We start from the raw sequence: 24,379 nt of genomic DNA, 5'->3' as shown, positions 1-24,379 counted from the left end.
CGGGAGACCTTCCTCACCGGGAGGCCGGAGGCGTGACGCACACCACGTGCACCGGGCCGTGACCGTGGCGTCCCACGTCCAGCAGCGCCCGGTCCAGCGCACCGCGCGTCGCCAACTGGAGCATGACGGCCAGGACCGTCGTCCTTCCTCCGCGCTGCACGCGCGCGACGCCGGCCTCGTCCGGGGAGGCGACCTCGGCGGCGACCGGGTCGGGCCCCCCGGCCAGGGCGAACCTCACACAGTCGGCGGCCGAGGAGCCACCGACGCCGACCACCACGACCCCCGATGCCGGCACGTCCTTCAGGGCCGCCCGAATGGGCGCCGCGGTCGCGATCAGGTGGGGATCCTCGGACGACAGCACGGGGAACAGCACCCTCACCCCCTCACCCTCGGCCTGGGCCGGTGTGCGGAGGGGACGCAGGCTCGCCAGGGAAGCGAGCGCGAGGAGGACTGCCGCCGTCAGCGCCGCACCCCCGAAGAACCCCAGGGCCGCGTAGAGCAGCGGTGCGGGCAATCCGGATCCCGGCACGATCGCGGGCGGCGACACCACGGGGACCAGCGACGGGACGCGATCCAGGGCGAGGGAGAGCTGAGCCTCCTGCTGCCGGAGGAACTGGGCCTGGGAGCTGGCCGCGTCGGTGGCCGACACGAGGGCTCTCACCGACTCCAGGTCACGGCCGATGGACTCGGTGGCGGCAGCCTGTCTCTCACTGCGGTAGGTCTCGATCGCCGCGGTCAGGCGCGCCAGGGCGTCGTCCACCACCGGATCCGAGACCGACACGTCGACCAGCGTGGACGTCCCCACCTGCGTGGCGTCCACGGCCCGCCGCGGGAGTCCGGACGCCGCCGCCACCCGATCGGTGAACGCATCGCCGGTGAGCAGCCCCACCTGGCCCGACACGTACACCGACGGGGAGGTCGAGGAGCCGGTGGATCCCGACGTCAGCGACTGCAGCGCGTCGGCGTCCGGCTCCACCTGAATGGTCGCCTGCGCCGTGGCCCACTCACCGCGAGCCAGCCCCAGGAGGGCGCCAACACCACCGAGCAACAGACCGGCCAGGAGGATGGGAACCAGCGCCCACGGCCACCGCAGCCATCTCGCTGCGCCATCGACCCGGTCGCCCCGGGTCGGTCGTCTCGTCTGGGTGCTCGCCACGCGACCCAAATCTAGCGAAATTCTGGCGTCCCGCCGACATGTCCACCGTTTCCACGCGCCGCGCCGACGCGTGCCCCGACGCGCGACGCCTCGGACGAGGGAGCGCGCGGGCGCGGGTCGCCGCAGACGCACGGCCCGGCACCACCAGACGGCACGGCAACAACCGTGCTGAGTTTCTGGTGGGCCGCGGCGGACGGGTACCGTGGAGGTCCCCCACCGACCCTTGCCACCACGAGAACCCTAGGGGACCATCATTCGCGCCACGACCGGCATTCGCGCCTGCTCGATCGCCCTCGCTCTCGCGCTCGCCGGGTGCACGACGCCCGCACCCGACCCCACGCCGCCGTCCTCCCCGACCTCGGAGCCCACGGCCACCTCGTCGCCCAGCGCGTCGGGCGAGCCGCTGCCCGAGGGCGCCTTCCCGACCCGCATCTTCGCCGACGACTCGCCGTTCTACCAGACGCTGCCCGACGACACTCCCGTCGCCGAGTACTCGGCCGAGATGATCACCGACCTCGTCGGCATGACGCAGGAGTACTACGGCACGCCCGAGCAGCCGACGGTCGACATGAACTACCAGCGCTACGCGCTGCCGATGTACCTGGCCAGCAACAGCGACCCGGTGGCCACCTTCCACGGCTACAACTGCCAGGACAAGTCCGACGGGTGGGACGACGAGCTGATCGGCACCCACCTCGCCGACGTCCACATCCCGGCCGACGCGCTCCCCGACGACTCGACCGACCGGTCGATGGTCATCTACAACGTCGACACCGACCGCCTCACCGAGACGTGGGTGACGGCGAAGGAGGACGACGGCACCTGGTCGGCCTGCTGGGGTGGCAGCATCGAGAACGCCAGCAGCTCGATCGGGCAGTTCGAGCGCCCCTTCGGCGTGGCCGCGGCGGGCGTCTCGTACGCGGCCTTCCAGATCCGCCCCGAGGAGCTGCGGCGCGGGTACATCGACCACGTCATCGGCATCGCGCTGCCCGAGGTGAAGGCCGACGTGTACTCGTGGCCGGCCAACCGCACCGACGGCACCGTGCACGGGCTGGCGATCGCCGAGGGTCAGCTGCTGCGGCTGCCGGCCGACCTCGACCTCGACTCCTACAACCTCTCCCCCACCGCCCGCACGATCGCGCGGGCAGCACAGGAGTACGGGATCATGGTCGTCGACGTCGCGGGTTCGGTGACGTTCATGGCGCAGCACGAGATCTCGACCGTGCCGGGCGCCTACGACGACCTCTTCCGGGGCAGCTCACCCCGCTCCGAACTGGCCGGGCAGGAGGGCGAGGACGCCTTCCCGATCGACAAGCTGGAGGTCCTCCCCCGCGACTACCGGGCGCCGGGCGCCCGCGCCGAGGGCTGAGGCCCCTCGCCTCGCCGACGCCGGGGAGCCGTCAGGCGACGCGCTGGCCCCGGACGTCGGGGTGGGTGCGGCGGTAGCGCTGGCCGCGCACCGCGACGATGCGCCGGGCGACCACGCCGGGGAGGTGGGCCAGCACGACCAGACGCGCCGCCTCGAGGCTCGGACGGTCGCGCAGCGCCTCGCGCGACGCCTTGCGGGCGATGTCGCGCTCCTGCGAGGCGATGGCCGCGCGGGCGAGCCGCACGTTGAGGACGGCGCGCGCCGATTCGACGTCGGCCACGCCCTCGTAGGCGCCGGACGCCAGCGCGTGGGCCAGGGCGGAACTGGAGCCGCACAGCTGGCGCACCAGGCCGGTCGAGGTGTCGGCGTCCGGGTGAAGGCGGTAGTCGACGAGACGCTCGGCGACGTGGTGGCCGGCGGCGTCGTGGCCGCACAGCTCCAGGACGATGTGCAGGTCGAACGCCGTCGCGGTGTCCTCCGGCACGGCATTCCAGTCGACGAGATCGCGGCGGAAGACGGTGGCGTTGAGCGGGACGACGCCACGGATGGCGTACGGCGCGAGCGGCCGGATCAGACCGGCGGGCACGTGGGCCAACTGCTTGGAGGCGTCGATGCGCTCCTGGGCGCCGTCGAGGTGCTCCCCCGCGGGCCCCACGAAGCGCATGTCGGAGAACGCGAGCACCAGCTGGTCGTCGGCCAGCAGCGGCGGCATGACGCGCGCGAGGAACTCGGGGTGCCAGGTGTCGTCGTCGTCGAGCTTGGCGGCGAACGGCGTCCGTGCCGCGCCGAAGCCCTCGACCGCGTTGCGCATGAGCCCGATGTTCTCCGGACGCCCCACGTAGGTGAACCGCGAGTCCTCCAATTCACCGACCAATCTCTTCACCTCAGAGTCATTGGCGTTGTCACAGACCAGGACGACGAAGTCCGTGTAGGTCTGCGCGCAGAGCGAGCCCAGCGCGATCCGGAGCAGATCGGGCCGGCGGTAGGTGGGAACCACGACGGTGAGCTGAGGCATGGCGACTTCCTGTCCAAAAGATGGTGACCCCGCCATCGTAACCCGCAATAGCGTCGCGGAACCGGAATGGCCACGACATTTTCACCTCCGTCACCCCCGTGGGTGACAAGGGCGCGACCCACCCCCGGGCGGGTGACATCCCCAGCCCATTGCTCGAGGATTCCGCATCCTTTCCCGAGTCCCCCGAGGGGGTGACTTTGCCGCGCAACCACGCTCCAACCATGGTCCAGACGCCTCTTTGATGTGGAAATGGCACCCCGGTGGGAGTAGTGTCCGTGATGAGATCGAATGCGACGACGAGCCGCCGCAAATGACAGTTTCTGGGGGGAAACAATGGTCCACAACACCCATCCTGCGCGCCCGGACGCCGAGGGGGCGTCGTGAAGGCCGTGATCCTCGCCGGGGGCCTCGGGACCCGGCTGAGCGAGGAAACCGGCACGCGCCCCAAGCCCATGGTCGAGGTGGGCGGCCTGCCCATCCTCTTCCACATCATGTCCACCTATGCCAGCCACGGCATCGAGGACTTCATCGTGTGCGCCGGCTACCGCCGCGAAGTCATCACCGATTGGTTCTCCAACTACCAGATGCGGTGCTCGGACGTGACGTTCGACCTGCAGACCGGGGAGCGCACCGTGCACCGCACGCACGCCCTCCCGTGGCGGGTGACGGTGGTCGACACCGGCCCGGCCACCATGACGGGCGGGCGCCTGAAGCGCGTCCGCGACCACATCGGCGACGAGACGTTCTGTTTCACCTACGGTGACGGCGTCAGTGACGTGGACGTCACCGCGACGATCGCCTCCCACCGTGAGCGGGGCGGGCTGGCGACGATGACCGTCGTCCAGCCGCCCGGGCGCTTCGGGGCGATTGCGCTTGCCGAGGGCGAGACCCGCATCGACAGCTTCCGCGAGAAGCCGGACGGTGACGGCGCGTGGGTGAACGGCGGCTACTTCGTCTGCGAGCCCGGGGTCATCGACTACATCGACGGCGACGCCACCGTCTGGGAGGCCGAGCCGCTGCAGCGCCTCGCGTCCGACGGGCAGCTCAACGCCTACCGCCACCGGGGCTTCTGGCAGCCGATGGACACCCTGCACGACCGCACCAAACTCGAAACGCTCTGGAACGAGGGCCGCGCGCCCTGGAAGGTGGAACTCGCCTCATGAAGATTCTCGTCACCGGCACCGATGGTTACCTCGGCTGCCTGCTGGCCCCGCTGCTGGCCGCCGACGGCCACGAGGTGGTCGCCGTCGACACCGGCTTCTACCGCAACGGCTGGCTCTACAACGGCCTCGACTCGATCCCGCAGACGCTGTCGAAGGACATGCGCCACCTGACCGAGGCCGACTTCGAGGGCGTCGACGCCGTCGTCGCCATGGCCGAGCTGTCCAACGACCCCGTGGGTGACCTGGTGGGGCCGATCACCTTCGACATCAACCACAAGGGGTCGGTGCACGTCGCCGAGACCGCCAAGCGAGCCGGCGTCGAGCGCTTCGTCTACATGAGCTCCTGCTCGGTGTACGGCGTGGCCGACGGGGAGGTCGACGAGACCTCGGCCGTCAACCCGCAGACCGCGTACGGCGAGTGCAAGCACCTCACCGAGCTGGACCTCTGGAAGCTGGCCGACGACTCCTTCCACCCGACCGCAATGCGCAACGCGACGGCCTTCGGCGCCTCGCCCCGCCAGCGCTTCGACATCGTGCTCAACAACCTCTCCGGCCTCGCGTGGGTCGAGAAGAAGATCGCCATGACGTCGGACGGGACGCCGTGGCGTCCGATGGTGCACGCCCTCGACATCGCCAAGGCCATCCGGCTGGCCCTGGCCGCGCCCGTGGAGAAGGTGCACGCGGAGGCCTTCAACGTGGGCAGTTTCGCCAACAACTACACGGTGCGCCAGATCGCCGAGACCGTGGCGGACGAGTTCCCCGGCTGCGACCTCAGCTTCGGGGCTTCGGGCCAGGACAACCGCAGCTACAAGGTGCGCTTCGACAAGATCGAGGAGACCCTCGGCTTCTCGTGCGACTGGGATCTGGCGCGTGGCGCGAAGCAGCTGCACCAGGTCTTCGAGGCGATCCAGCTGGACGCCGACACGTTCTACGGCCGCGGACACACCCGGCTGAAGCAGATCCGCTGGCTGCTCGAGACCGGCCAGGTGGACGCCCAACTCTTCTGGAAGCAGGTTTCCGCATGAAGTTCACCCCCACCGAGGTCGAGGGCTGCTGGATCATCGATCTGGAGCCCCACTCCGACGACCGCGGGTTCTTCGCCCGCTCCTACTGCGCCGACGAGTTCGCCGAGCACGGCATCCACGACACGCCCGTGCAGGCGAACACGTCGTTCAACCACGCCAAGGGCACGATGCGCGGCATGCACCGCCAGATCGCGCCGGCGTCCGAGGGCAAGCTCGTCCGCTGCACGGCCGGCCGCCTGACCGACTGCTGCCTCGACCTGCGTGAGGACAGCCCGACGTTCGGCAAGCACGTCATGGTCGAGCTCTCCGCCGAGAACCACCGCGCCCTGTGGGTGCCGCCCTACTGCGGGCACGGGTTCGTCACGCACGAGGACAACACCGAGGCCACCTACATGGTGACCGGCCGGTACTCCCCCGAGCACGAGCGCGGCAGCCGCTACGACGACCCGGCGTTCGGGCTGCAGTGGCCCGAGGAGATCGTGGTCGTCTCCGACAAGGACGCCAGCTGGCCGGACTGGGACGGGAAGCCGATCCGATGATCATCACCGACACCTTGTTGGCCCGGCGCCAGGCCGAGGGCCGGCCGGTGCGCGTCGGCGTGGTCGGCCCGGGCTTCATGGCCCGCGGCATGATGAACCACATCCACCACACCACGCCCGGCATGGAGATCGCGGCCGTGTTCGCGCGGTCGGTCGACAAGGCACACGCGGCACTCGAGTACGCCGGCTACGCCAAGGGCGAGACCACGGACGCCGACAACGCGGCCGGTATCGACCAGGCCGTGGCCGCCGGCCAGGTGGCGGTGACCGACGACTTCACCGCGCTCACCGCCGCCGACAGCGTCGACGTCGTGGTGGACGCCACCGGTCACGTCGAGTTCGGCGCCCACCTGGCCCTGTCCGCGATCGAGAACGGCAAGCACCTCGTCCTGCTCAACGCGGAGGTCGACGCCACGATCGGCACCGTGCTGGCCCGGCGCGCCGCGGCGGCCGGGGTGGTCTACTCGGGCATGGACGGCGACCAGCCGGGCGTCCAGATGAACCTCATCCGGTTCGTCCGCGGCCTCGGCCTCACCCCGGTGGTGGCCGGCAACATCAAGGGCTTGCAGGATCGCTTCCGCAACCCCACCACCCAGGAGGGCTTCGCCCGCAAGTGGGGGCAGGACCCGCACATGGTCACCAGCTTCGCCGACGGCAGCAAGGTCAACGTCGAGCAGGCGCTCGTCGCCAACGCGGCCGACCTGTCGGTGCACCGGCGCGGCTGCCTCGGGCGTGACTTCCCCGGCCACGTGGACGACCTGACCACCGAGTACGACGTCGAGGAGTTGCGCGCCCTCGGTGGCGCCGTCGACTACGTCGTGGGCACCAAGCCCGGCCCGGGCGTCTACGTGCTCGCCACGCACGACGACCCCAAGCAGCAGCACTACCTCAACCTCTACAAGCTCGGCGAGGGGCCGCTGTACAGCTTCTACACGCCCTATCACCTGTGCCACTTCGAGGTGCCGGCCACGATCGCCCGCGCCGCGCTGCTCGGCGACAGCTGCATCGCGCCGCTGCTGGACGACCACGGCCCCCGCGTCGAGGTCGTCACCGTGGCCAAGCGTGACCTCAAGGCGGGCGAGACGCTCGACCGGATCGGCGGCTACACCTACTACGGCGAGTGCGAGAAGGCGTCCGTGCAGCGCGCCGAACGCCTGCTGCCGCTCGGCCTGGCCGAGGGCTGCGTCCTCACCCGCGACATCGCGACCGACGAGGTCATCTCCTACGCCGACGTGACCGTGCCGCAGGGGCGGTTGTCGGACGCACTGCGCGCCGAGCAGGACGCCGCCGCGTCGCCGGCCACGGTCGGGGAGGGGCAGCGATGACGCAGCAACCGTACGACTTCTGCGTCATCGGGGGCGGCATCGTCGGTCTGGCGACCGCGCTCACGCTGCTCCAGCGGCGCCCGGGCAGCAGCCTGGTCGTCCTGGAGAAGGAGGATCGCGTCGCCGCCCACCAGACGGGCCACAACAGTGGCGTGATCCACGCGGGCATCTACTACACCCCGGGCAGCATGAAGGCGCGCTTCTGCAAGGAGGGCGCGGCCTGGACGCGCCGCTTCTGCGACGAACACGGCATCGCCTACCGCAACACCGGCAAGTTGATCGTCGCGACCAACGACGTCGAGGTGACAAGGCTGGACGCGCTGTACGAGCGCGCCAGGACGAACGGCCTCGACGTCGAGCTGCTCGACGCCGCCGAGATTCGGCGTCGCGAGCCGAACGTCGTGGGCCGCAAGGCCATCTTCCTGCGCGACACGGGCATCGTCGACTACCGCGCGGTCTGCCGGCAGATGGCGACCGAGATCGAGCGGCTCGGCGGGGAGATCCGGCTCGGGACGCGCGTCAGCGGCATCCACGAGTCGCTCTCCGAGGTGGGCGTGATCACCGGCACCGGGGACGCGGCCCAGACGCTCTACGCCACGCGTCTTGTGGTGTGCGGCGGCATCCAGGCCGACCGGCTCGCCGCGATGGCCGGGCTGGAGCCGGACTTCCAGATGGTGCCGTTCCGCGGCGAGTACTACCGGCTGCGGCCCGAGCTCAACGACATCGTGGGCACGCTGATCTACCCGGTGCCCGACCCCGACCTGCCATTCTTGGGCGTGCACCTCACGCTCATGATGGACGGCGGGGTGACGGTCGGCCCCAACGCCGTGATGGGCTTCGCCCGCGAGGGCTACCCCAAGCTGTCGGTGAACGCCCGCGACCTCGTGTCGTTCGCCCGGTTCCCCGGGTTCTGGAAGCTCGTGCCCGGCGTGCTGCGCACGGGCCTGGCCGAGCAGTGGGACTCGCTGTACAAGCCGGGTTACCTCAAGCGCGTGCAGAAGTACTGCCCACAGGTGACCCTGGCCGATCTCCGGCCCGAGCCGGCCGGCATCCGCGCCCAAGCGGTCAATGCCGACGGCACGATGATCGAGGACTTCCGCTTCCTGCAGACCGACCGGATGCTCCACGTGGTCAACGCACCCTCCCCCGCGGCCACCTCGGCCATGCCGATCGCCGCCCACCTGGCCGACCAGGTGCTGGGCGGGGCCACGGCCGACTGACAGCCACCCCTGCCCCGGCGTTTCCGGCCCCGCGTCCTCACGGACCGGGGCCGGTTCGCTTCCTCGGGTGGGAACGCTCAGGACGCCTCGCGCGCCGGGGAGGCCCCGGCCCGGACGTCGTCGGCTCCGAACAGGGTGGCGTAGGCGTCCACCATACGGTCGAGGGTGAACAGCGACGCCCGTTCCAGACCCCCGCGGACCAGCTGGGCGCGCAGCTCCGGCGAACCGGCCAGGCGGTCGAGCGCCCGGGCCCACCCGGCCACGTCGTCGCAGTCGACGTAGAGGGCCGCGTCGCCCATGATCTCGCGGTTGAACGGCTTGTCGCTCGCCACGACCGGCAGGCCCTGCGCGGCGGCCTCGATCAGCACCAGCGGCAGCCCCTCGAGCCGGCTCGGCAGGACGAAGGCCGTGGCGGCCGCGTACAGCCGCGCCAGCTCGTCCCGGTCGACCATGCCGCGGAACTCCACGGGCGCGTCCAGCTCGGACGCCAGCGCGCGCAGGTCGGCCTCCTCCTCGCCATCGCCGCACACGACCACGGTGGCGGGCACCTGCAGGCGGGCGGCCGCGCGCACGAGGGTGTCGACGTTCTTGAGCGCGACGAGGCGCGCCGCGCAGATGAAGCGCGGCCGCTCCTGCGTCAGCCCGTCGATGCCGGCGGCGTCGGGCAGCCGGATGCCGTTCTGGATCACGGTCGAGCGCGACGCGACGGCCGCACCGAGGTGGGCGAAGGAGTCCCGCACCGTCTGCCCGCAGTGGACGACGTCGGTGATCACCCCGGTGCGGCACCCCAGCCAGAGGGCGACCTGCTTGGGCCGGCCCAGGGTCTCCGCGAGCATGTGGATCACCACCGTCCGGCGCCGCACGCCGGCCAGGCGCGCGGCGGTGAGCGCGAGCACGGCGGTCATCACCGCGTGCGCGACGACGACGTCGGGCGCGTCGGCCCGCCACCGCGACACGAGAACTCCCAGCAGGCGGGCCGCGCCGCGCAGCCGTGCGAAGGCACCACCAGACGTGGCACCGGGTGACGGCGCCAGGGTGCGGTCCAGGGTGGCGCCGTGCTCGGCCAGGCACACCACCTGCGAGGCGACCCCGCGGGAGGGCAGGCCGTCGTGCAGGGCCAACGCCACCTCCCGCATGCCCCCGGGCCGGCCGTGGGGCAGGACGTGCACGATGCGCAGACCGGCCGCCGCCGGGCGCGGCGTTCCCACGCCCGCGCCACCCTGTTCTGGTTCAGCCGACACGGAGAGCTCCTTCAGGTTCGTTGACGGCGGCGGCCTGCTCGGCACGACGGGCTCGCACCAGCAGCCAACCCCAGCCGCACGCGATCAGCACCATGGTGACGGCCAGCCCGGTCGCCGCGCCGAGAGCACCGTTCAGGGCCCCGAGCGCGACGATGGCGACGATGACGGGCACGAACAGCAGCCGCAGCCGGATCTGGTCGCCCAGGCGGCCGAGCGCACGCAGCGCCACGCCCTGGCAGGCAGTGAGCGCTCCGAGCGCCGCGTAGACGGCGAGCAGCGGCACGAGGACGCGCGCCTGGCCCCAATCCTCACCCACCAGCACCGCGACCACCGAGGGGGGCAGCAGCGCCACGCCAAGGCCGAGGGCCAGCGCGAAGCCGGCGATGACCGCGCCGAGGCGGTGCGCCAGCCGCGCGATCTGGGCGGCCCTGTGCCCCGCGGCGACGCGGCGCACCAACCCGGGCTGGGTCACCGAGATCAGGCCGTTGGTGATGACGTTGACCGGGGCCAGTGGGATCTGCGCCTTGCGCAGGAGGCCCGCCTGGCCTGCTCCCGCCAGCATCGAGATGAGCAGGAAGGACGCCTCAGCTGTCACCTGCGTGAGCCCGAAGTCCACGAGCAGTTGGCGGGTGAGGCGGGGGTGGCGTCCGAACCAGGGACGCAGCCCGGCGAGGCGGGGTGCGACGCCGTTGAGCAGCATGCCGATGGCCGTGCCGGGCACCGTCGCCACGACCCACGCAGCCAGCAGGCCGGCCGGGGTCAACGGCCAGACGCCGGCATGGGCGGCGGCCAGCAGGGCGAGGACGCCCAACGTCCAGGCGGTGCTGTTGGCACACGCGTTCACTGGCCGGCCGGTGCCGTAGGCGATCGCTCGCTGGAGCTCTTGGGCGACGAGCAGCACGGTGCCGCCGCCGAGGACGCCGGCCAGTGCCGCCGCCGTGGCTGCACTGGCGCCGGCGACGAGCAGGACGCCGAAGAGGATCCCGAAGACCGCGGGCGCCACGAGGAGGCCGGTCAGCAGTGCGGCGGACGTGGCGTCCGCCACCGCTGCCCGATGATCCTGCGGGGCGTCGGCGGAGTGGCGCAGGATCAGCGGGTCACCGAACAGGGCGCGCGAGAGCCCGACGAGGACGAGGCCGCCGAGCAGCGTGGCCGACATCAGCCCGAACTCGGGCAGGGAGAGCGTCCGGGCCGCGAACACGCTCAGGGCCAGATTGCCCAGGCTGGACATGCCGGTGTCGAGGATCGCCGACGAGCGGCGGCCCCAGCGCAGCAGCGTCTCCCCTCGCCCGGCGTCGTGGCCCGGAGCGGCGTCGGTCACGCCCGCGCCCCGGCTCCGGTCATGGCACGTCGCGGCCGGGCGGTGCGGCGCGGAACGAGGTCGTCCACGATCTGCTCCACGGCGCTCACAGCGGCCGCCGTGGCGGCGGCGTTCCGGTGCACGGACGCGACGCCGGGGTCGTCCAGGATCGCGTCGAGGTGGGCGATGAAGGTTTCCTCGTCCTCGCTGAGCAGCACCGCGCCCTTGGCGGCGAGGTAGCGGGCGAAGCGCTGCTGGTGTCCGTCCACGTGCTCACCGAGCGCGGGGTTGCGGGGCACGCACACGGGAACCCGGCCCTGGCCGCGGGCCTCGAAGATCGTCGCGGGGCCGCCGTGGGTGATGACCACGTCGGCCTCCCCCATGAAGCGGACGAGTTCGTCGTAGGGGATGAAGGCGGAGCCGCCGGCCACCAGGGGTGCGGGCGAGTTCCCGTGCTGCACGACGCAGAGCTCGGCCAGCCCCGGGCGGTCCGCGACGTAGCGGTCCAACCAGGCGATGGGCCGGGCGAACAGGTGCATGTCCGTGCCGATGGTCAGCAGGATGCGGATCGGAGGGGTCACAGCAGTGGTCCAATCAGTCGGGCGTGGGGATAGACGTCCAGCTGCTCCTCGAGCTGGACGCAGAAGACGGACGAGATGGAGCGGCACAGCCGGCCGCTGAGGGTGGCGGAGTCCACGCGGTCGATGACCTCGATGTAGACGCGCGGGATGCGGAGCAGGAAGCCCGCGACGAAGAACGACACCGCGACCGCCGCACCCGTGCTGAGGATCACATCGGGACGCCGCTCGCGCAGCACGCGGAAGGCCAGGAAGAAGTTGCGGACCGCGTTGCGGGCGTGGCGCGTGGTCGGGTAGTGCGCCCAGACGACGTCCTCCTCGGCGAGCCGGGCGCGACTGTCCGGCAGGTCGAACGTGACCCACCGGCGGTCGTGCTTGGCCCACCACTCCCGCATGGTCATGAAGTGGGCCAGGTGGCCACCGCTGGAGCAGACGAACAGCAGATCACGCCGGTCGTGCTCGTGGAGCGCCGCGTCACCGTCATCGTCCAGCACCGCCCGGGCGGGGGCGATGGCCTCGAGGGCGAGTTCGGCGCGCACTGCGCTCGGCAGGTGGGTGGGGATGGACAGGTCCGGCGCGCCGAGGTCGGCCGGGGTGATCTCGAGAGCGGTCATGCCGCCACCTCCTGGGTCAGACCACGGGACGCGCCACCGCGGCGGCCCCGGACGAGGACGAGGGCGGTGCGGCCCCCGAGCGCCTGGAGGACGGCGGCCCGCTCCTCGACGTCGGCCTCCGTGGTGCGGCCGGCCTCCCCGACCAGGACGACCAGGCTGGGGCGCCGGGAGGAACGCTCGACGTTTCCTCCCTCGGGCAGCACCGTCACGTCCCCACGGCCGGCCACCCGGTGGCTGAGCCGCTCGGTGAAGCCCGCGGTGACCGCGGTGCCGGACAGATCGGCCGTCATGAGGCGTCCGCCGGAGTCCCCGGCGAGCGCCCGGAGCCAGGCGGTGACGTCCTGCTCGTCCAGTGAGCCGTCGGGCGTCACCCCGACGGTGCGGGGGTAGATCTCCACGTCGTCGGAACTGAGGACGGCGTAGCGGGGGTCCAACAGCGGACGCCGCACGGCTCCCCACAGGATGACCAGGACGATGCCGCCCAACAGGGCCGCCACGCCCGCCATCACGGCGTTGCGGACCAGCGACGCGCTGACCTCGGGCTCGCCCGTCCACAGCACGCTGGCCAGCAGCATGGGGTCGTTGCGCTCGATGACGCTGGTGACGACCGCCGCGAGGCGGCGCTCCGCCTGCTCCGCGTCGTCTCCCTCGGCGGTGACCTGGAGCACGTCGTTCTGGGTGCCGAGCGTCACGGTGAGGTGCTCGCGCAGCTCTCGGGCATCGGTGCCGTCGGCGAGGCTGACGGCGGCCGGCGTGAGAACGGCGTCGCTCAGCACCACCTGGGCCTGATTGCCCAGGAACCGGTCCGGAGACACCGCCCGCTCGGTCACCTGGGTGTCGAGGGGGCGGACGACGAGGTGGCTGGTCGCCTCGTACGAGCGGTTGGAGTTGAGCAGGGCGAGCGCGGCCAGGGCCACGATGAGGATGCCGGCGAGCAGCCACGGCAGCTTGCGTCGGACGAGCGACAAGGCGTAGGCGAGGTGCACTAGTTTCCCTTTCGACTGAGGATGGCAGAACCCGCGACGAGGACGACCCACGTGACATTCGTGAAGCCGACCACTTCGGTCGCGTTGTACGACAAGAGCACCACCACGAGCGCGAGCAGCCAGCCGACCGGTGCGGTCGGCTCGGCCAGGAACTGCGGGAGGGTGCGGAACAAGAGGGAACCCACGAACACCAACGCGAGCACCAGGCCGACGATGCCGATCTGGGCCGCCAGGTCGAGGTAGCCGTTGTGGGCGTGGTGGAAGGGCACGTCGTAGTGCATGGCCCAGAAGCGCTGGGTCGTGGGGCTGCCCGCGATCCAGAGCGCGTCCCAGCCGTACCCCGTGACGGGTCGCTCGGCGATGGCGAAGCGCACGACGTTCCAGATGGGCACGCGCCCGGTGAGGGAGGGGTCGCGTCCCAGGAGTTCGAGGATCGCACCGAAACCGGTGGACAGCAGGTACGCCATGGGGGCGACCACCACGGCCGTCACGGTGAGTGGAACGCCGTACGGACGCCGCGTCCGCGACAGGGCGACGAGGAACCCGCCGACGGCGACCCCCAGCAGCGCCATCGACAGCGCGGTCTTGCTGGTGGTGGCGAGGATGGTGGCCAGGGCCGCGAGCGTGGTGAGGGCGGGCACGAGCCGGGCGCGACGGTCCTGCCACACGGCCACGGTGTGGGCTCCGGCGGCGAGCAGCCCGAAGACGGCCCAGTAGCCGAGCAGGTTCTTGTCCTCCACCAAACCGCGCAGCGCACCGGCGTGCAGGTCGGTGTGGATCGCCGTGCCCGGGGAGACGATGCGGGCCGTCCAGTGCAACGCCAGAACCACGGTGACGGCGCGTGACACCACGGTGAGCAGATCGCCCAGGTTGCGGCCGACCGCGATGAACAGGCCGAAGACGACCCACAGCGTCAGGTAGGCCACCCCGAGCAGGGAGCGGGCCGGTTCCACCGACCAGCTCACCGAGAGCGCCAACCACAGCAGGTACGGCACCAGCGTGACCGGCACCCACACGTGACGCAGGTGGGGACGCCGGCCGATGAGCGCGCCGCCGACCGCCAGCACGCCGAGGCCCCACATCAGGTGGTCGGGTTGGAGGGGCAGCGCCACGTCCACACCGAGCTGCCACCACTTCAGCGGCAGCAGGGAGCAGAACACGAGCAGGGCGGTGGCGACGGGGTCGGAGAGCAGGCGCGGGGTACCGGCCGGGGCCGAGGTGCGGGGGGCTGGCGCCGACGCCGCCGTCGCGCCGCCGGTGCGGGGCCCCAGGAGGGTGGTCACGCCGCCCCCCGGCCCAGGCGCAGCGTCAGCGGGCGGGCGAGGAAGCGAGCGACGTCCCGCAGCCGGGGGCGTCCGGTGAGCGCGACGGCCGCGATGGCGAGGTGGGCGGCCAGGCCGGCGCGTCCCTGCGCGGCGCCGCGGGCCACCTCGGTCAGCACCAGGGCCGAGAAGGCGCGCGGCCCGAGATCCTCGGCGCGGTCGAGCGCCCAGGCCAGCGAGACGCGCCAGCGGTTGCCCTGGCTGCGGGACGCGCGGCGCGGGCGGGCGTCCACGTCGACGAGCGGGTCGAGAACCACGTCGAACCGGGCGCCGTGCTTCTCGAGCTCGAGCATCCAGTCCCACTCCTCGTGGGTGCGCAGGTGGGTCGGCATGGGGCAGGTGGCGGCCAGCGCGCGCGGCAGCAGGATGCCGGGGGTGGGCAACATGCCCTCCCCGGCGCGGTCGCGGACGAAGAGGTACTCGCCCACGGTCTCCCCCGGCCGGGGGGCGCGCAGGGGCCAGGTGTGCGTGGCGCGTCCGGTGTGCCACACGGTGCCGGTGCCGAGGACGGTGCGTGCGGCGTCGGGTCGGCTCGCCAGGGCCGCCAGCTGACGCTCGAGCTTGGCCGGCCGCCAGGTGTCGTCGTCGTCGAGGAAGGCGATCCAGGCGCCCTTGGCCGCGCGGACGCCGGCGTTGCGGGCTCCCCCCGCACCGACGTTCTCCGGCAGCACGAGCAGCCGGAACCGGGGGTCGTCGACGTCGCGGACGCCCTCCTCCGTCACCGGGTCGGGGCCGTCGACGACCAGCAGCACCTCCCACGGTGAGCGGGTCTGCCCGAGCGCGGACCGGACGGCCGCGAGGGCGAGCTCCGGACGGCCGCGCGTGGGAATCACCACGCTGACGCTCCAGGGGTCGCCGGTGTGTTCGGCGGTGTCCTGCCGTGGATCCACCGGGTCTGCGGGTCGCACGGGCACAGCGTCGGCCGGGATGTCGCGCATTCGGGGATCCGTTCTCGGGGGAAATTCAACAACCGAGGCGAGATTAGGAAGGAATTGAAATCTGGACCATCCCCCGCGCGGGTGACGCGCCCCTCCCGCGGCTGTGCAGGCGAGGCCGCTCCACGCCTACCAGGCCTGCGACAAGGCCATTCGTGGAGGGTCTCCCATTCCGCCGGCTGACATTGTCACCCCGGTGAGGGACAGGGAAAAGGCGTGCGGCTGACCACGCGGGTAACCGATTGCCGTTGCCCGTCCCCTGCTGGGGTGACACCCGGAAAGGGGACCCCGGCCCCCCTTGCGGGCGACACAAAGATGAGGGGGGAACGCCGTGTGCGATCCGGCGGGGGGCACCCCGGGCGGACGGGAAATCGCCACCCCGCCGGGAGCGAAGCCCGGCCTCACACCGTGGGACCGGACACCTCAGGGGGAACGGGGCACCTCAGCAGGCGTGGCTCAGAAGAGCGCGGACGTCAGGTCGCGCCGCGCCTTGAGCACAGCCGGATCGGTGCCGCCGACGGTCTCGAACAGCTCGAGCAGACGGGTGCGCACGGTGTCGCGCTGCTCCCCCGTCGACGCACGCACCAACTCGATGAGACGACCGAAGGCGGCAGCGACGTCGCCGTTGGCCACCTCCAGATCGGCCACGGCCAACGCAGCCTCGACGTCGTTGGGATCGGCGTTGAGCCGCTCGACCACCCCGGCGGCGTCCACCTCCTGGATGCGCACCAGCAGGCGCGCCTGGGCCCGACCGGCCGAGGCCTCCGCGTCCGCCGGGTTGGCCGCCAGCAGACGGTCGAACTCCGCCACGGCGCCCGCGAAGTCGCCGGCAGCCAGCTTGGCGTCGGCGGCCTCGAAGCGCGGGTCGGGGCCGGCCGTCTCCTCACCCGCGGCGGGCGCCAGGGGCTGGGCATGACCGGTGAGGCCGTTGGCGGCGGCGACCTGCAGCAACTGGTCGATGGCGGCCTTGGCGTCGGCGGCGTCCGCCGTGCCCTGGAACAGGGGGGCGAGCTGCCCGCCGACCACGCCGACGACCATCGGCACCGCCTGGATGCCGAGCGCCTGCGCGATGCCGGTCGCGGCATCCACGTCGACGCGCACCAGCAGATAGGCGCCACCGGCCTCGTTGGCCAGGGTGTCGAGGACGTCGCTGAGCGCCTGGGCATTGGCCCGCGGCGAGGTGAACTCCACGACCAGCGGGTGCTTCATCGACAGGCCGAGCACGGACTCGAAGGTGCGGTCGTCGGCGGTGGTCACGTAGGTGGCGCCGGCGGGCGCGGGGGGCGCGGGCTTGAGCGCGGACAGGTCCATGGCACCACCGGCGAACGGGAGAGACGTCATGCCTGCCATTGTTCCACCCGGACGCCGACCGCCCGGAATCGGGTTCGCCCAACCGCGGGCGGGGGGCCGCGCGAGGGGGCATGATGGGGCCCATGGTGCACGAACGAGCAGGACACGTCGCCGAACCCGGCGACCTCACCGACATCGACGCGCTGATTGCGGCCTACTACGACCTGGTCCCCGACCCGGCCAACCCCGACCAGCAGGTGGTGTTCGGCACGTCCGGGCACCGGGGGTCGAGCCTGAAGTCGGCCTTCAACGAGGCCCACATCGCGGCGACGACGCAGGCGATCGTGGAGTACCGCGCATCCCAGGGGGTGACCGGCCCGCTGTTCATCGGGAAGGACACCCACGGGCTGAGCCTGCCGGCGTGGAAGACGGCGCTGGAGGTGCTGCACGCGGCCGGGGTCGACGTGCGCGCCGAGCGCGAGGACGAGTACACCCCCACCCCGGCGGTGTCGCGGGCGATCATCGTCCACAACCGCGACCACGACGGCCCCCGCGCCGACGGCATCGTCGTCACCCCCTCCCACAACCCGCCCGCCGACGGCGGCTTCAAGTACAACCCGCCGCACGGCGGCCCGGCCGACTCCGACGCGACCAAGGTCATCGCCGCCCGGGCGAACGAGCTGTTGGCGGGCGCGACGTCGGCCAAGCGGACCCCGTACGAGCGGATCGCTTCAGAGATCACGCGGCACGACTACCGAACGCCCTACTGTGACGATTTCGCCACCATCATCGACCTGGACGCCATCCGCAACGCGGGGCTCTCCATCGGCGCCGACCCGATGGGTGGGGCGTCCGTGCAGTACTGGGAGTACATCGCGGACAAGCTCGGCCTCGGGCTGTCCGTGGTGAACCCCACGGTCGACCCGGCCTGGCCGTTCATGACGCTGGACTGGGACGGCAAGATCCGCATGGACTGCTCCAGCCCCTACGCCATGGCCTCCCTCATAGGCAACCGGGACGCCTACGACCTCTCCACCGGCAACGACGCGGACGCCGACCGGCACGGCATCGTAACCCCGGACGCCGGCCTGATGAATCCCAACCACTACCTGGCCGTGGCGATCCAGTACCTGTTCAGCCACCGCGACGGGTGGGGGCCGGACACCGGGATCGGCAAGACGCTCGTGTCGAGCTCGATGATCGACAACGTCGCCCGCAAGCTCGGCAAGCGCCTGGTGGAGGTGCCCGTGGGGTTCAAGTGGTTCGTGCCGGGCCTCTCGGACGGCACGATCGGCTTCGGCGGCGAGGAGTCCGCGGGGGCGTCCTTCCTGACGCTGAAGGGCGAAACGTGGACGACCGACAAGGACGGCCTGCTGCTCGACCTGCTCGCCTCGGAGATCCTGGCCGTCACTGGCAAGACGCCCAGCGAGCACTACCGCGAGCTCGAGGCGGAGTTCGGCTCCACCGCCTACGCACGCCTGGACGCCCCGGCCAACCGGGAGCAGAAGGCCAAGCTCGGGCAGCTCTCGCCGGCGGATGTGACCGCGACCGAGCTGGCCGGTGAGAAGATCACGGCCAAGCTCACCGAGGCGCCCGGCAACGGTGCGGCCATCGGGGGGCTGAAGGTCGTGACCGAGAGCGCCTGGTTCGCCGCGCGGCCGTCCGGCACGGAGGACGTCTACAAGATCTACGCCGAGTCCTTCAAGGGCGCCGACCACCTCGCGCAGGTGCAGAAGGAGGCCAAGGAAGTCGTGGACGCCGTGCTGAACTGACGGCATCGCCGCAGGTCAGCGGCCAGGGCCCGGGTGATCCGCCCGGGCCCTTGCTGCGTCACGGCCCGTGTCGCCAACCCATGCACAAGCCCGCGTTCTCGACGCCGCAGAGCCGATCCCCGTCGACAACCCATGCCCACGTCGGGGTTCTCGACACCGCAGACCCGATCTCCGTCGACAACCCATGCACAACCCGTCCGTTCGACGCCGCAGGCGCGATCTGCGTCGAGGAGGCGCGCGGGGCGACGTTCTCGGCCCGAATCTCAGCGGTGATGGAGGTGCGGTCTTGTGCAGGGTTTTCGGTCCCGATCCATTTCCGAGCCGCGTGACCCTCAATGCGATCTCACCTCACCTCAACCTTGCCGTGCCGCAGGGTACCCGCCACCCTGCCGTTCTCGGCGCCCCCCTGGCGCTCTTTCCGCCTCCCTGCCTGCGGTTGACCACCCTGCCGTTGCAACGCTGGGGAGGTGGGCTTCGAGCAGGGGGGCGACAGGAACAGTAGGGAGGCGGCGGAAACGACAGGGAGCCGGTGCTCCCAGCAGGGCCGCGGGGCCAGCAGGCCAAGGACACGAGGGTGGACAGGAAGGAACCTGCGCGAACGGCTGGGCCGCGGGGCGAGCAAAGGCAGGGATCAGGCGCGAACGTCAGGTGCTGTGAGCCAGGGGGCGCCTGCAACGTCGGGCGGATCCGTAAGCCGACCAGGGACGCCAGCGCGCAGCGTCCGCTGGGCATCGTCGCGTGCTCAAGGGCCCGCGGGACCCGAGCTCAGGCGCGTCCCGCTCGGGGCTCACGCGGTGATGACCGGGTGCAACGCGGCCTGCTCCGCCCACCCCGGACACGTCAGACGTCGGCCCAGTAGTCGTCCCGGCTCATGCGCGCGCGCAGACCGGCGCGCTGGATGATGCGCTGGATCTCGCGGTCACGGGTCTCGATCTGAGGGACGAAGGTGATCTCCTTCAACCCCTGGTCCTGCGCCGCGGACTCGAAGACGAAGTGGCCGTAACCGAACAGTTGGCCCCAGAAGGTCTGGCGCACGGAGATGTCGAGGATGCGCGCGATGGGCATCGTGGCCATGTGCTGGTCGAAGATGCCGTGCACACGGAAGACGCGCATGTTGGTGATGACGAAGCGGTCCATAAACTCGGCGTGCAGCCGATAGAACCCGTAGCCGCCGACGCCGAGGCCCGCCGCCAGGCCGAGCCACCAGCCATGACCCAGCAGGGGCATGAGGAGGAGCAGCCCCATCGCGCACAACACGATGAGCGTCGGCACCACCCGGGTGATCGGGTGCTTGACGACCTCGTCGACGATGAACTCCCCCTCCTCGGTGAGGAGGCGGCGCTGCGTGCGCGGCGAGGTGTAGGCCGCGAACAGCGCCATGTCAGCGAAGGAGCTCGTTGAAGAACCGGCCGATCGCGTCGAAGATCCCGAAGATGGCCTTGACGAACTCCGCAGCCGCCTCCGGTCGGGTGTACAGGTAGAAGATCAGGAACATGACGATCAGCGCACTCACGATCGTCCTGATGATCTTGCTCATGGGGCCTCCAGGGGGAAGACTGGCTGACGACACACGTGCAGGGGACCGTGCCATTGTGCCCCCTGCCGGCCCCCCGTGCACAGCCAACGCGCCGTGACCCGCGGCGTCCGCCACCCAGAGCCCGGGAGTGTGGCGAAGTCCTGCCGAACGCCCGCCGGCCGTAACGGCCCGTGGCAGGCTGTCAGTCATGGACAATTCGGATCTCTTCGTCTGCATCGACCACGTCGGTTACGCCGTTTCCGACCTCGACGAGGCCATCAAGCTCCACTGCGACACCTTCGGCTGGCGCGTGCTCCACCGCGAGACCAACGAGGAGCAGGGCGTCGAGGAGGCGATGCTGGGCACCGGCGAGCAGGGCGCGCAGAATGCGCAGATCCAGCTCCTGGCCCCGCTCAACGACTCCTCGACCATCGCCAAGTGGCTCGAGCGCAACGGCGGACGCGGCGGCGTCCAGCAGGTCGCCTACCGCGTGGAGGACATCGACGCCGTCTCGGCGACCCTGCGGGAGCGCGGCGTCACGCTGCTCTACGACGCGCCCAAGATCGGCACGGGCGGCTCGCGCATCCAGTTCGCTCACCCCAAGAGCACCGGGGGCATCCTGCTCGAGATCGTCGAGCCCCCGGCCGCCGCCGCCCACTGATCGCCAGCCGCTGATCGGCCACCCACAAAGTGCCCCCGGGCACTCCCCCTTCGACACGCGCCGCCGGGCCACCGTCCGGCGGCGCGCGTGTCGGGCTGCCTTGTCGGTCGCGGTCGGTAGCATCGGAACAGACACCCCGAGCTTCCCCCGAGAGGACGACCGATGACGCAGGATCCCGAAGGCAGCGGCCTCGACCTGTTCGACGAGAACGCCAGCGCCGTGCGCGGCTTCCCCAACGCGATGCTGGGTTACGACAAGAAGGCGGTGGACGACTACATCCGCGACATCGAGCGGCAGCTGTCGATCGCCAAGCACCAGCTCCGCGAGGTGCAGCGCGAGCTCACCGCCGCGAACCTCCGCGTCGACGACACCGACTTCAGCCGCCTCGGCACCCACACCGCCCAACTCCTCAAGGCCGCGGAGGCCCAGGCGGGCGATCTCGTCCAGCGCGCCGAGCTGCGGGCCGAGCGTCTGCTCGGTGATGCGCGCGCCGAGGCCGAGCGGGTGCAGCGCGAGGCGTCCCAGCACGCCCAAGCGGCCCGACAGGAGGGCATCGACTCCCTCCGGAGCCTGCGCAGCGACCTCGAGCGTCAGACGACGGTGGAGCTGGACGCCGCCCGCAGCGAGGCGGCGGGCCTGCGGGAGGCTGCCGACACCCATCGCGCCACGGTCATCGAGGACGCGCAGCGGCGCGCCGAGTCCCTGCTCGCCGAGGCGCGGGCCGATGCCGATGCCGTGCGCCAGAGCGCCGAGCGCGAGGCCGCCGACCTGCGGGCCGCCCTGGCCCAGGAGCGCGAGGAGGCCCTCACCGCGCTGGCCGCGGAGCACCGGGCCCAGAACGAGGCACTCGCCCAGGCCGCCGATGCGGCGACCAGCCACTCCCAGGAACTGCTGGCTGCGCTGGCCGACGCTGCCGACCAACTCCGCGGCCGCCAGCAGGCCGCGCTGGCCGAGGCCGAGAACACGAAGCTGGCGGCCCTCGACGAGGCCCGGGCGATCCTGAACCAGGCCCAGGTCGACGCCGAGGCCCGGCTGGCCGACACGGATTCCGAGCTCGTCGCCCGCAACGACCAGCTCAAGCGCGAGTTGCGCACGCTTCGGCAGCGCAAGCAGGCGCTGCTGACCCAGCTGACCCAGCTGTCCAGCCTCGCCACCGAGACCACCAGCGAGTTCCCGGAGGACGAGCACACCGGCCCGGTGCTCGCCGCGTTGGCGGGGCTGACCGACCCGTCGGCCGGCGACGAGACGCCGGACGAGCGGCCGGCGTCCTTTGACGAGGCCGTCTCCGGACACGAGGAGCAGTGACGCGCGACCCAGCGGATCGCCCCCCCGACCCGCTTGGGACAACCTCGCGCAGCGCGGACGCCCCCGCGAGCGGCGACCCGTCCCCGCTCGCGCCCGCCCCGGCTGTGCCACCGGGCGTGACGGCGCCGGCCCCGATCGCGGGGGCGGACGCCGTCGCCCCGGAGGGTGCGGCGTCCCCCGGCGTCGCGGCGCCCACCGAAGCGCGTCGGTGGCGTCGGTGGTTGCGCCGCTTCACCGCAGCGACCCCGCCCGAGGTTGACCGGTACGATCCGTTGGCCGACGAGCCGGCGTCCCCCCGATCGAACCTGCTGGACAAGTCGCCGTTCGCGATCGGCTTCTTCGCCACCCTGGGTGGTCTGCTCGCGTTCGCCCTGGTGGCCACGCTCGGCGCGCTGCAGTGGGTGTTGCTCCTCGTGATTCTCGCGCTCTACCTGGCGCTCGGCCTCAACCCCGGCGTGGAGTGGCTGCACCGCCACGGCGTCCCGCGCCCGATGGCGGTCACCCTGGTTGCCCTGCTGCTCGTGGCCTTCATCGTTCTCGGCGCCTGGGCCGTGCTGCCCGTGGTGACCCAACAGGTCAATGCGCTGGCGCAGAACATGCCCAGTTATCTGGAGGACCTGCGCGCCAACGGGGCGTTCGCCGACATCGACGCACGCTTCGGCATCGTCGATCGCATCAGCGAGACCGTGCTCTCCGGGGCGTGGATCGAGGGCGTCTTCGGCGGCCTCCTCGGGGCCGGGCTGGCCATCGCGAACGTCGTCGTGAGTCTCGTCATCACCCTGGTGCTCACCCTCTACTTCCTCGCCTCGCTGCCTGCGATCAAGGCGGCCATCTACGAGCTGGCGCCCGCGTCGAAGCGTCCCCGGGTGCGCTACCTCGCCAACCAGGTCTTCGTGCGCATCGGTGGGTACATCCGCGGGCTGTTCATCGTCGTCGGGTGCGCCACGCTGGCGGCCTTCCTCTTCCTGAACATCGTGGGCCTGGGCTCGCTCTCGCTGGCGCTGGCCGTGGTCGTGATGGTCTGCGCGTTCATCCCGATCGTGGGCCCGTCGACGTCCATGGTGATCGTGTCGATCGTCGCCTATTCCGTCTCACCGGCGATCGGTCTGGCCACCCTGGTCTTCTTCCTCATCTACCTACAGGTGGACGCCTACCTGCTGCAGCCCCGCATCTTCCAGCACTCGGTGCAGGTGCCCGGCGCGTTGGTGGTGCTGGCCGCGCTGAGCGGGGGCGTCCTGTTCGGCATCGCAGGCGCGCTGATCGCGATTCCCACCGCGGCGTCGTTGTTGCTGCTGTACCGCGAGGTGCTGATCCCCGAGCTGGACCGCCGCTAGAACAGCCGGTCCTCCGCGTGGTCGATGCCGCGCAGCGCGTCGTAGTCGACCGTCACGCACGTGATGTTGCGGGCCGCGGCCATGACGCGAGCCTGCGGCTTGATCTGCTGGGCGGCGAACACACCTTGGACGGGCCGCAGGTGCGGGTCGGCGTTCATGAGCTCCAGATAGCGGGCGAGCTGCTCGACGCCGTCGATCTCACCGCGCCGCTTCACCTCCACGGCCACGTGGGCACCGGTGTCGTCCCGGAACAGCAGGTCGACCGGGCCCACGGCCGTCGGGTACTCGCGGCGCACCAACGTCCACCCCGCCCCGAACGTCTCGGGATTCTCGGCCAGGAGCGCCTGCAGGTGGGCCTCCACGCCGTCCTTGACCAGCCCGGGGTCGAGGCCCAGCTCGTGGGTGCTGTCGTGCAGGATCTCCTCGATCGCGATGACGAGCTTGTCGCCCGTGGTGTTCGCCACCTCCCAGACGGCGTTCAGGCCGGCCTCAGCGTCCATGGCGGGGTCGGGATCGCGCGTCGTGAGGCGGCAGGGCGGGCTCATCCAGTTCAGCGGCTTGTAGGCGCGGTCATCGGCATGGATGGACACCGACCCGTCCGCCTTGAGCAGGATGAGTCGGTTCGCCACGGGCAGGTGGGCGGAGAGCCGGCCGGCGTAGTCGACGCGGCACCGGGCGATCAGCAGACGCACCACGACAGCGTACCGGCCTAT

The 24,379-nt window shown here is 71.5% G+C and carries 23 protein-coding genes; 10 read left to right on the top strand and 13 right to left on the bottom strand.

From position 1 onward, the window contains the following. Positions 1-13 precede the first annotated feature (13 nt). A complete protein-coding gene (locus IFY26_RS04380) occupies positions 14-1,156 on the bottom strand; it encodes a hypothetical protein (protein ID WP_232547774.1) in 1,143 nt (380 codons plus the stop codon). A 502-nt stretch (positions 1,157-1,658) separates the two neighbouring features. On the opposite strand from IFY26_RS04380, the gene IFY26_RS04375 reads away from it, so the two are divergent. Beyond that, positions 1,659-2,525, top strand: coding sequence for a hypothetical protein (locus tag IFY26_RS04375; protein ID WP_232547773.1), 867 nt, complete (start codon positions 1,659-1,661; stop codon positions 2,523-2,525). 31 nt (positions 2,526-2,556) lie between these two features. On the opposite strand, the gene IFY26_RS04370 is transcribed toward IFY26_RS04375, so the two are convergent. Next, complete coding sequence (locus IFY26_RS04370; RefSeq protein ID WP_232547772.1) at positions 2,557-3,540, bottom strand: glycosyltransferase family 2 protein; 984 nt, start codon at positions 3,538-3,540, stop codon at positions 2,557-2,559. A 380-nt stretch (positions 3,541-3,920) separates the two neighbouring features. Here IFY26_RS04370 and rfbF point away from each other — a divergent pair, with 380 nt between their 5' ends. Genes rfbF through lhgO form a run of 5 tightly spaced genes read left to right on the top strand, consistent with a single transcriptional unit; the run spans position 3,921 to position 8,812 of the window. Continuing rightward, a complete protein-coding gene (gene rfbF, locus IFY26_RS04365; protein ID WP_232547771.1) occupies positions 3,921-4,703 on the top strand; it encodes a glucose-1-phosphate cytidylyltransferase in 783 nt (260 codons plus the stop codon). Beyond that, on the top strand, positions 4,700-5,728 hold the full coding sequence (locus IFY26_RS04360; protein WP_232547770.1) for an NAD-dependent epimerase/dehydratase family protein: 1,029 nt from the start codon (positions 4,700-4,702) through the stop codon (positions 5,726-5,728). Before rfbF ends, IFY26_RS04360 begins: the two co-directional genes overlap by 4 nt. Continuing rightward, positions 5,725-6,267 (top strand): dTDP-4-dehydrorhamnose 3,5-epimerase, encoded by a 543-nt coding sequence (gene rfbC / locus IFY26_RS04355; protein ID WP_232547769.1) that lies wholly within the window; start codon positions 5,725-5,727, stop codon positions 6,265-6,267. Before IFY26_RS04360 ends, rfbC begins: the two co-directional genes overlap by 4 nt. Next, positions 6,264-7,592: an NAD(P)H-dependent oxidoreductase gene (locus IFY26_RS04350; protein WP_232547768.1), complete on the top strand. Its 1,329-nt coding sequence runs from the start codon at positions 6,264-6,266 to the stop codon at positions 7,590-7,592. Before rfbC ends, IFY26_RS04350 begins: the two co-directional genes overlap by 4 nt. Further along, on the top strand, positions 7,589-8,812 hold the full coding sequence (gene lhgO / locus IFY26_RS04345; RefSeq protein WP_232547767.1) for an L-2-hydroxyglutarate oxidase: 1,224 nt from the start codon (positions 7,589-7,591) through the stop codon (positions 8,810-8,812). Before IFY26_RS04350 ends, lhgO begins: the two co-directional genes overlap by 4 nt. A 77-nt stretch (positions 8,813-8,889) precedes the next feature. Here the strand turns inward: lhgO and IFY26_RS04340 are convergent, their stop codons facing one another. From IFY26_RS04340 to IFY26_RS04305, 8 genes are all read right to left on the bottom strand, one after another. Continuing rightward, positions 8,890-10,053 carry a glycosyltransferase family 4 protein gene (locus IFY26_RS04340; RefSeq protein WP_232547766.1) on the bottom strand — a complete coding sequence of 388 codons (1,164 nt, stop codon included), beginning with the start codon at positions 10,051-10,053 and terminating at the stop codon, positions 8,890-8,892. Further along, a complete protein-coding gene (locus IFY26_RS04335; RefSeq protein WP_232547765.1) occupies positions 10,043-11,374 on the bottom strand; it encodes an MATE family efflux transporter in 1,332 nt (443 codons plus the stop codon). The genes IFY26_RS04340 and IFY26_RS04335 overlap by 11 nt, the downstream gene beginning before the upstream one ends. Further along, positions 11,371-11,934, bottom strand: a complete 564-nt coding sequence (locus IFY26_RS04330) for a glycosyltransferase (RefSeq protein WP_232547764.1) — start codon at positions 11,932-11,934, stop codon at positions 11,371-11,373. The genes IFY26_RS04335 and IFY26_RS04330 overlap by 4 nt, the downstream gene beginning before the upstream one ends. Beyond that, positions 11,931-12,545: a glycosyltransferase family protein gene (locus tag IFY26_RS04325; RefSeq protein WP_232547763.1), complete on the bottom strand. Its 615-nt coding sequence runs from the start codon at positions 12,543-12,545 to the stop codon at positions 11,931-11,933. The genes IFY26_RS04330 and IFY26_RS04325 overlap by 4 nt, the downstream gene beginning before the upstream one ends. Next, positions 12,542-13,531 carry a YveK family protein gene (locus IFY26_RS04320; protein ID WP_232547762.1) on the bottom strand — a complete coding sequence of 330 codons (990 nt, stop codon included), beginning with the start codon at positions 13,529-13,531 and terminating at the stop codon, positions 12,542-12,544. The genes IFY26_RS04325 and IFY26_RS04320 overlap by 4 nt, the downstream gene beginning before the upstream one ends. Continuing rightward, entirely contained in the window at positions 13,531-14,814 is a 1,284-nt protein-coding gene (locus IFY26_RS04315; RefSeq protein WP_232547761.1) for an O-antigen ligase family protein, read from the bottom strand. The genes IFY26_RS04320 and IFY26_RS04315 overlap by 1 nt, the downstream gene beginning before the upstream one ends. Continuing rightward, positions 14,811-15,761: a glycosyltransferase family 2 protein gene (locus IFY26_RS04310; RefSeq protein WP_232547760.1), complete on the bottom strand. Its 951-nt coding sequence runs from the start codon at positions 15,759-15,761 to the stop codon at positions 14,811-14,813. The genes IFY26_RS04315 and IFY26_RS04310 overlap by 4 nt, the downstream gene beginning before the upstream one ends. Before the next feature lie 483 nt (positions 15,762-16,244). Beyond that, a complete protein-coding gene (locus tag IFY26_RS04305; protein WP_232547759.1) occupies positions 16,245-17,129 on the bottom strand; it encodes a tetratricopeptide repeat protein in 885 nt (294 codons plus the stop codon). 92 nt (positions 17,130-17,221) lie between these two features. Here IFY26_RS04305 and pgm point away from each other — a divergent pair, with 92 nt between their 5' ends. Continuing rightward, complete coding sequence (gene pgm, locus IFY26_RS04300; protein WP_232547758.1) at positions 17,222-18,850, top strand: phosphoglucomutase (alpha-D-glucose-1,6-bisphosphate-dependent); 1,629 nt, start codon at positions 17,222-17,224, stop codon at positions 18,848-18,850. 840 nt (positions 18,851-19,690) lie between these two features. On the opposite strand, the gene IFY26_RS04295 is transcribed toward pgm, so the two are convergent. Together IFY26_RS04295 and IFY26_RS04290 are read right to left on the bottom strand one after the other, a co-directional pair. Beyond that, positions 19,691-20,230: a PH domain-containing protein gene (locus tag IFY26_RS04295; protein ID WP_232547757.1), complete on the bottom strand. Its 540-nt coding sequence runs from the start codon at positions 20,228-20,230 to the stop codon at positions 19,691-19,693. A gap of 1 nt (position 20,231) precedes the next feature. Then, positions 20,232-20,387 (bottom strand): hypothetical protein, encoded by a 156-nt coding sequence (locus tag IFY26_RS04290; RefSeq protein ID WP_232547756.1) that lies wholly within the window; start codon positions 20,385-20,387, stop codon positions 20,232-20,234. 187 nt (positions 20,388-20,574) lie between these two features. On the opposite strand from IFY26_RS04290, the gene mce reads away from it, so the two are divergent. The 3 genes from mce to IFY26_RS04275 all read left to right on the top strand — a co-directional run bounded on the left by mce (position 20,575) and on the right by IFY26_RS04275 (position 23,666). Further along, complete coding sequence (gene mce, locus IFY26_RS04285; protein ID WP_232547755.1) at positions 20,575-21,027, top strand: methylmalonyl-CoA epimerase; 453 nt, start codon at positions 20,575-20,577, stop codon at positions 21,025-21,027. 162 nt (positions 21,028-21,189) lie between these two features. Further along, complete coding sequence (locus IFY26_RS04280) at positions 21,190-22,332, top strand: DivIVA domain-containing protein (RefSeq protein WP_232547754.1); 1,143 nt, start codon at positions 21,190-21,192, stop codon at positions 22,330-22,332. Between the two features lie 116 nt (positions 22,333-22,448). Then, positions 22,449-23,666, top strand: a complete 1,218-nt coding sequence (locus IFY26_RS04275) for an AI-2E family transporter (RefSeq protein ID WP_232547753.1) — start codon at positions 22,449-22,451, stop codon at positions 23,664-23,666. Here IFY26_RS04275 and nucS read toward each other — a convergent pair. Then, the gene (nucS, locus tag IFY26_RS04270) at positions 23,663-24,358 is read right to left on the bottom strand and encodes an endonuclease NucS (protein ID WP_232547752.1); all 696 of its coding nucleotides are present in this window, start codon (positions 24,356-24,358) and stop codon (positions 23,663-23,665) included. The genes IFY26_RS04275 and nucS overlap by 4 nt on opposite strands. Between the last annotated feature and the right edge of the window lie 21 nt (positions 24,359-24,379).

The sequence above is a fragment of the Propioniciclava soli genome, assembly GCF_014858005.1.
GTDB classification, from domain to species: domain Bacteria; phylum Actinomycetota; class Actinomycetes; order Propionibacteriales; family Propionibacteriaceae; genus Propioniciclava; species Propioniciclava soli.
The sequence above is the reverse complement of the archived record's forward strand: the minus strand, read 5'-3'. Positions and strand labels throughout refer to the sequence as shown.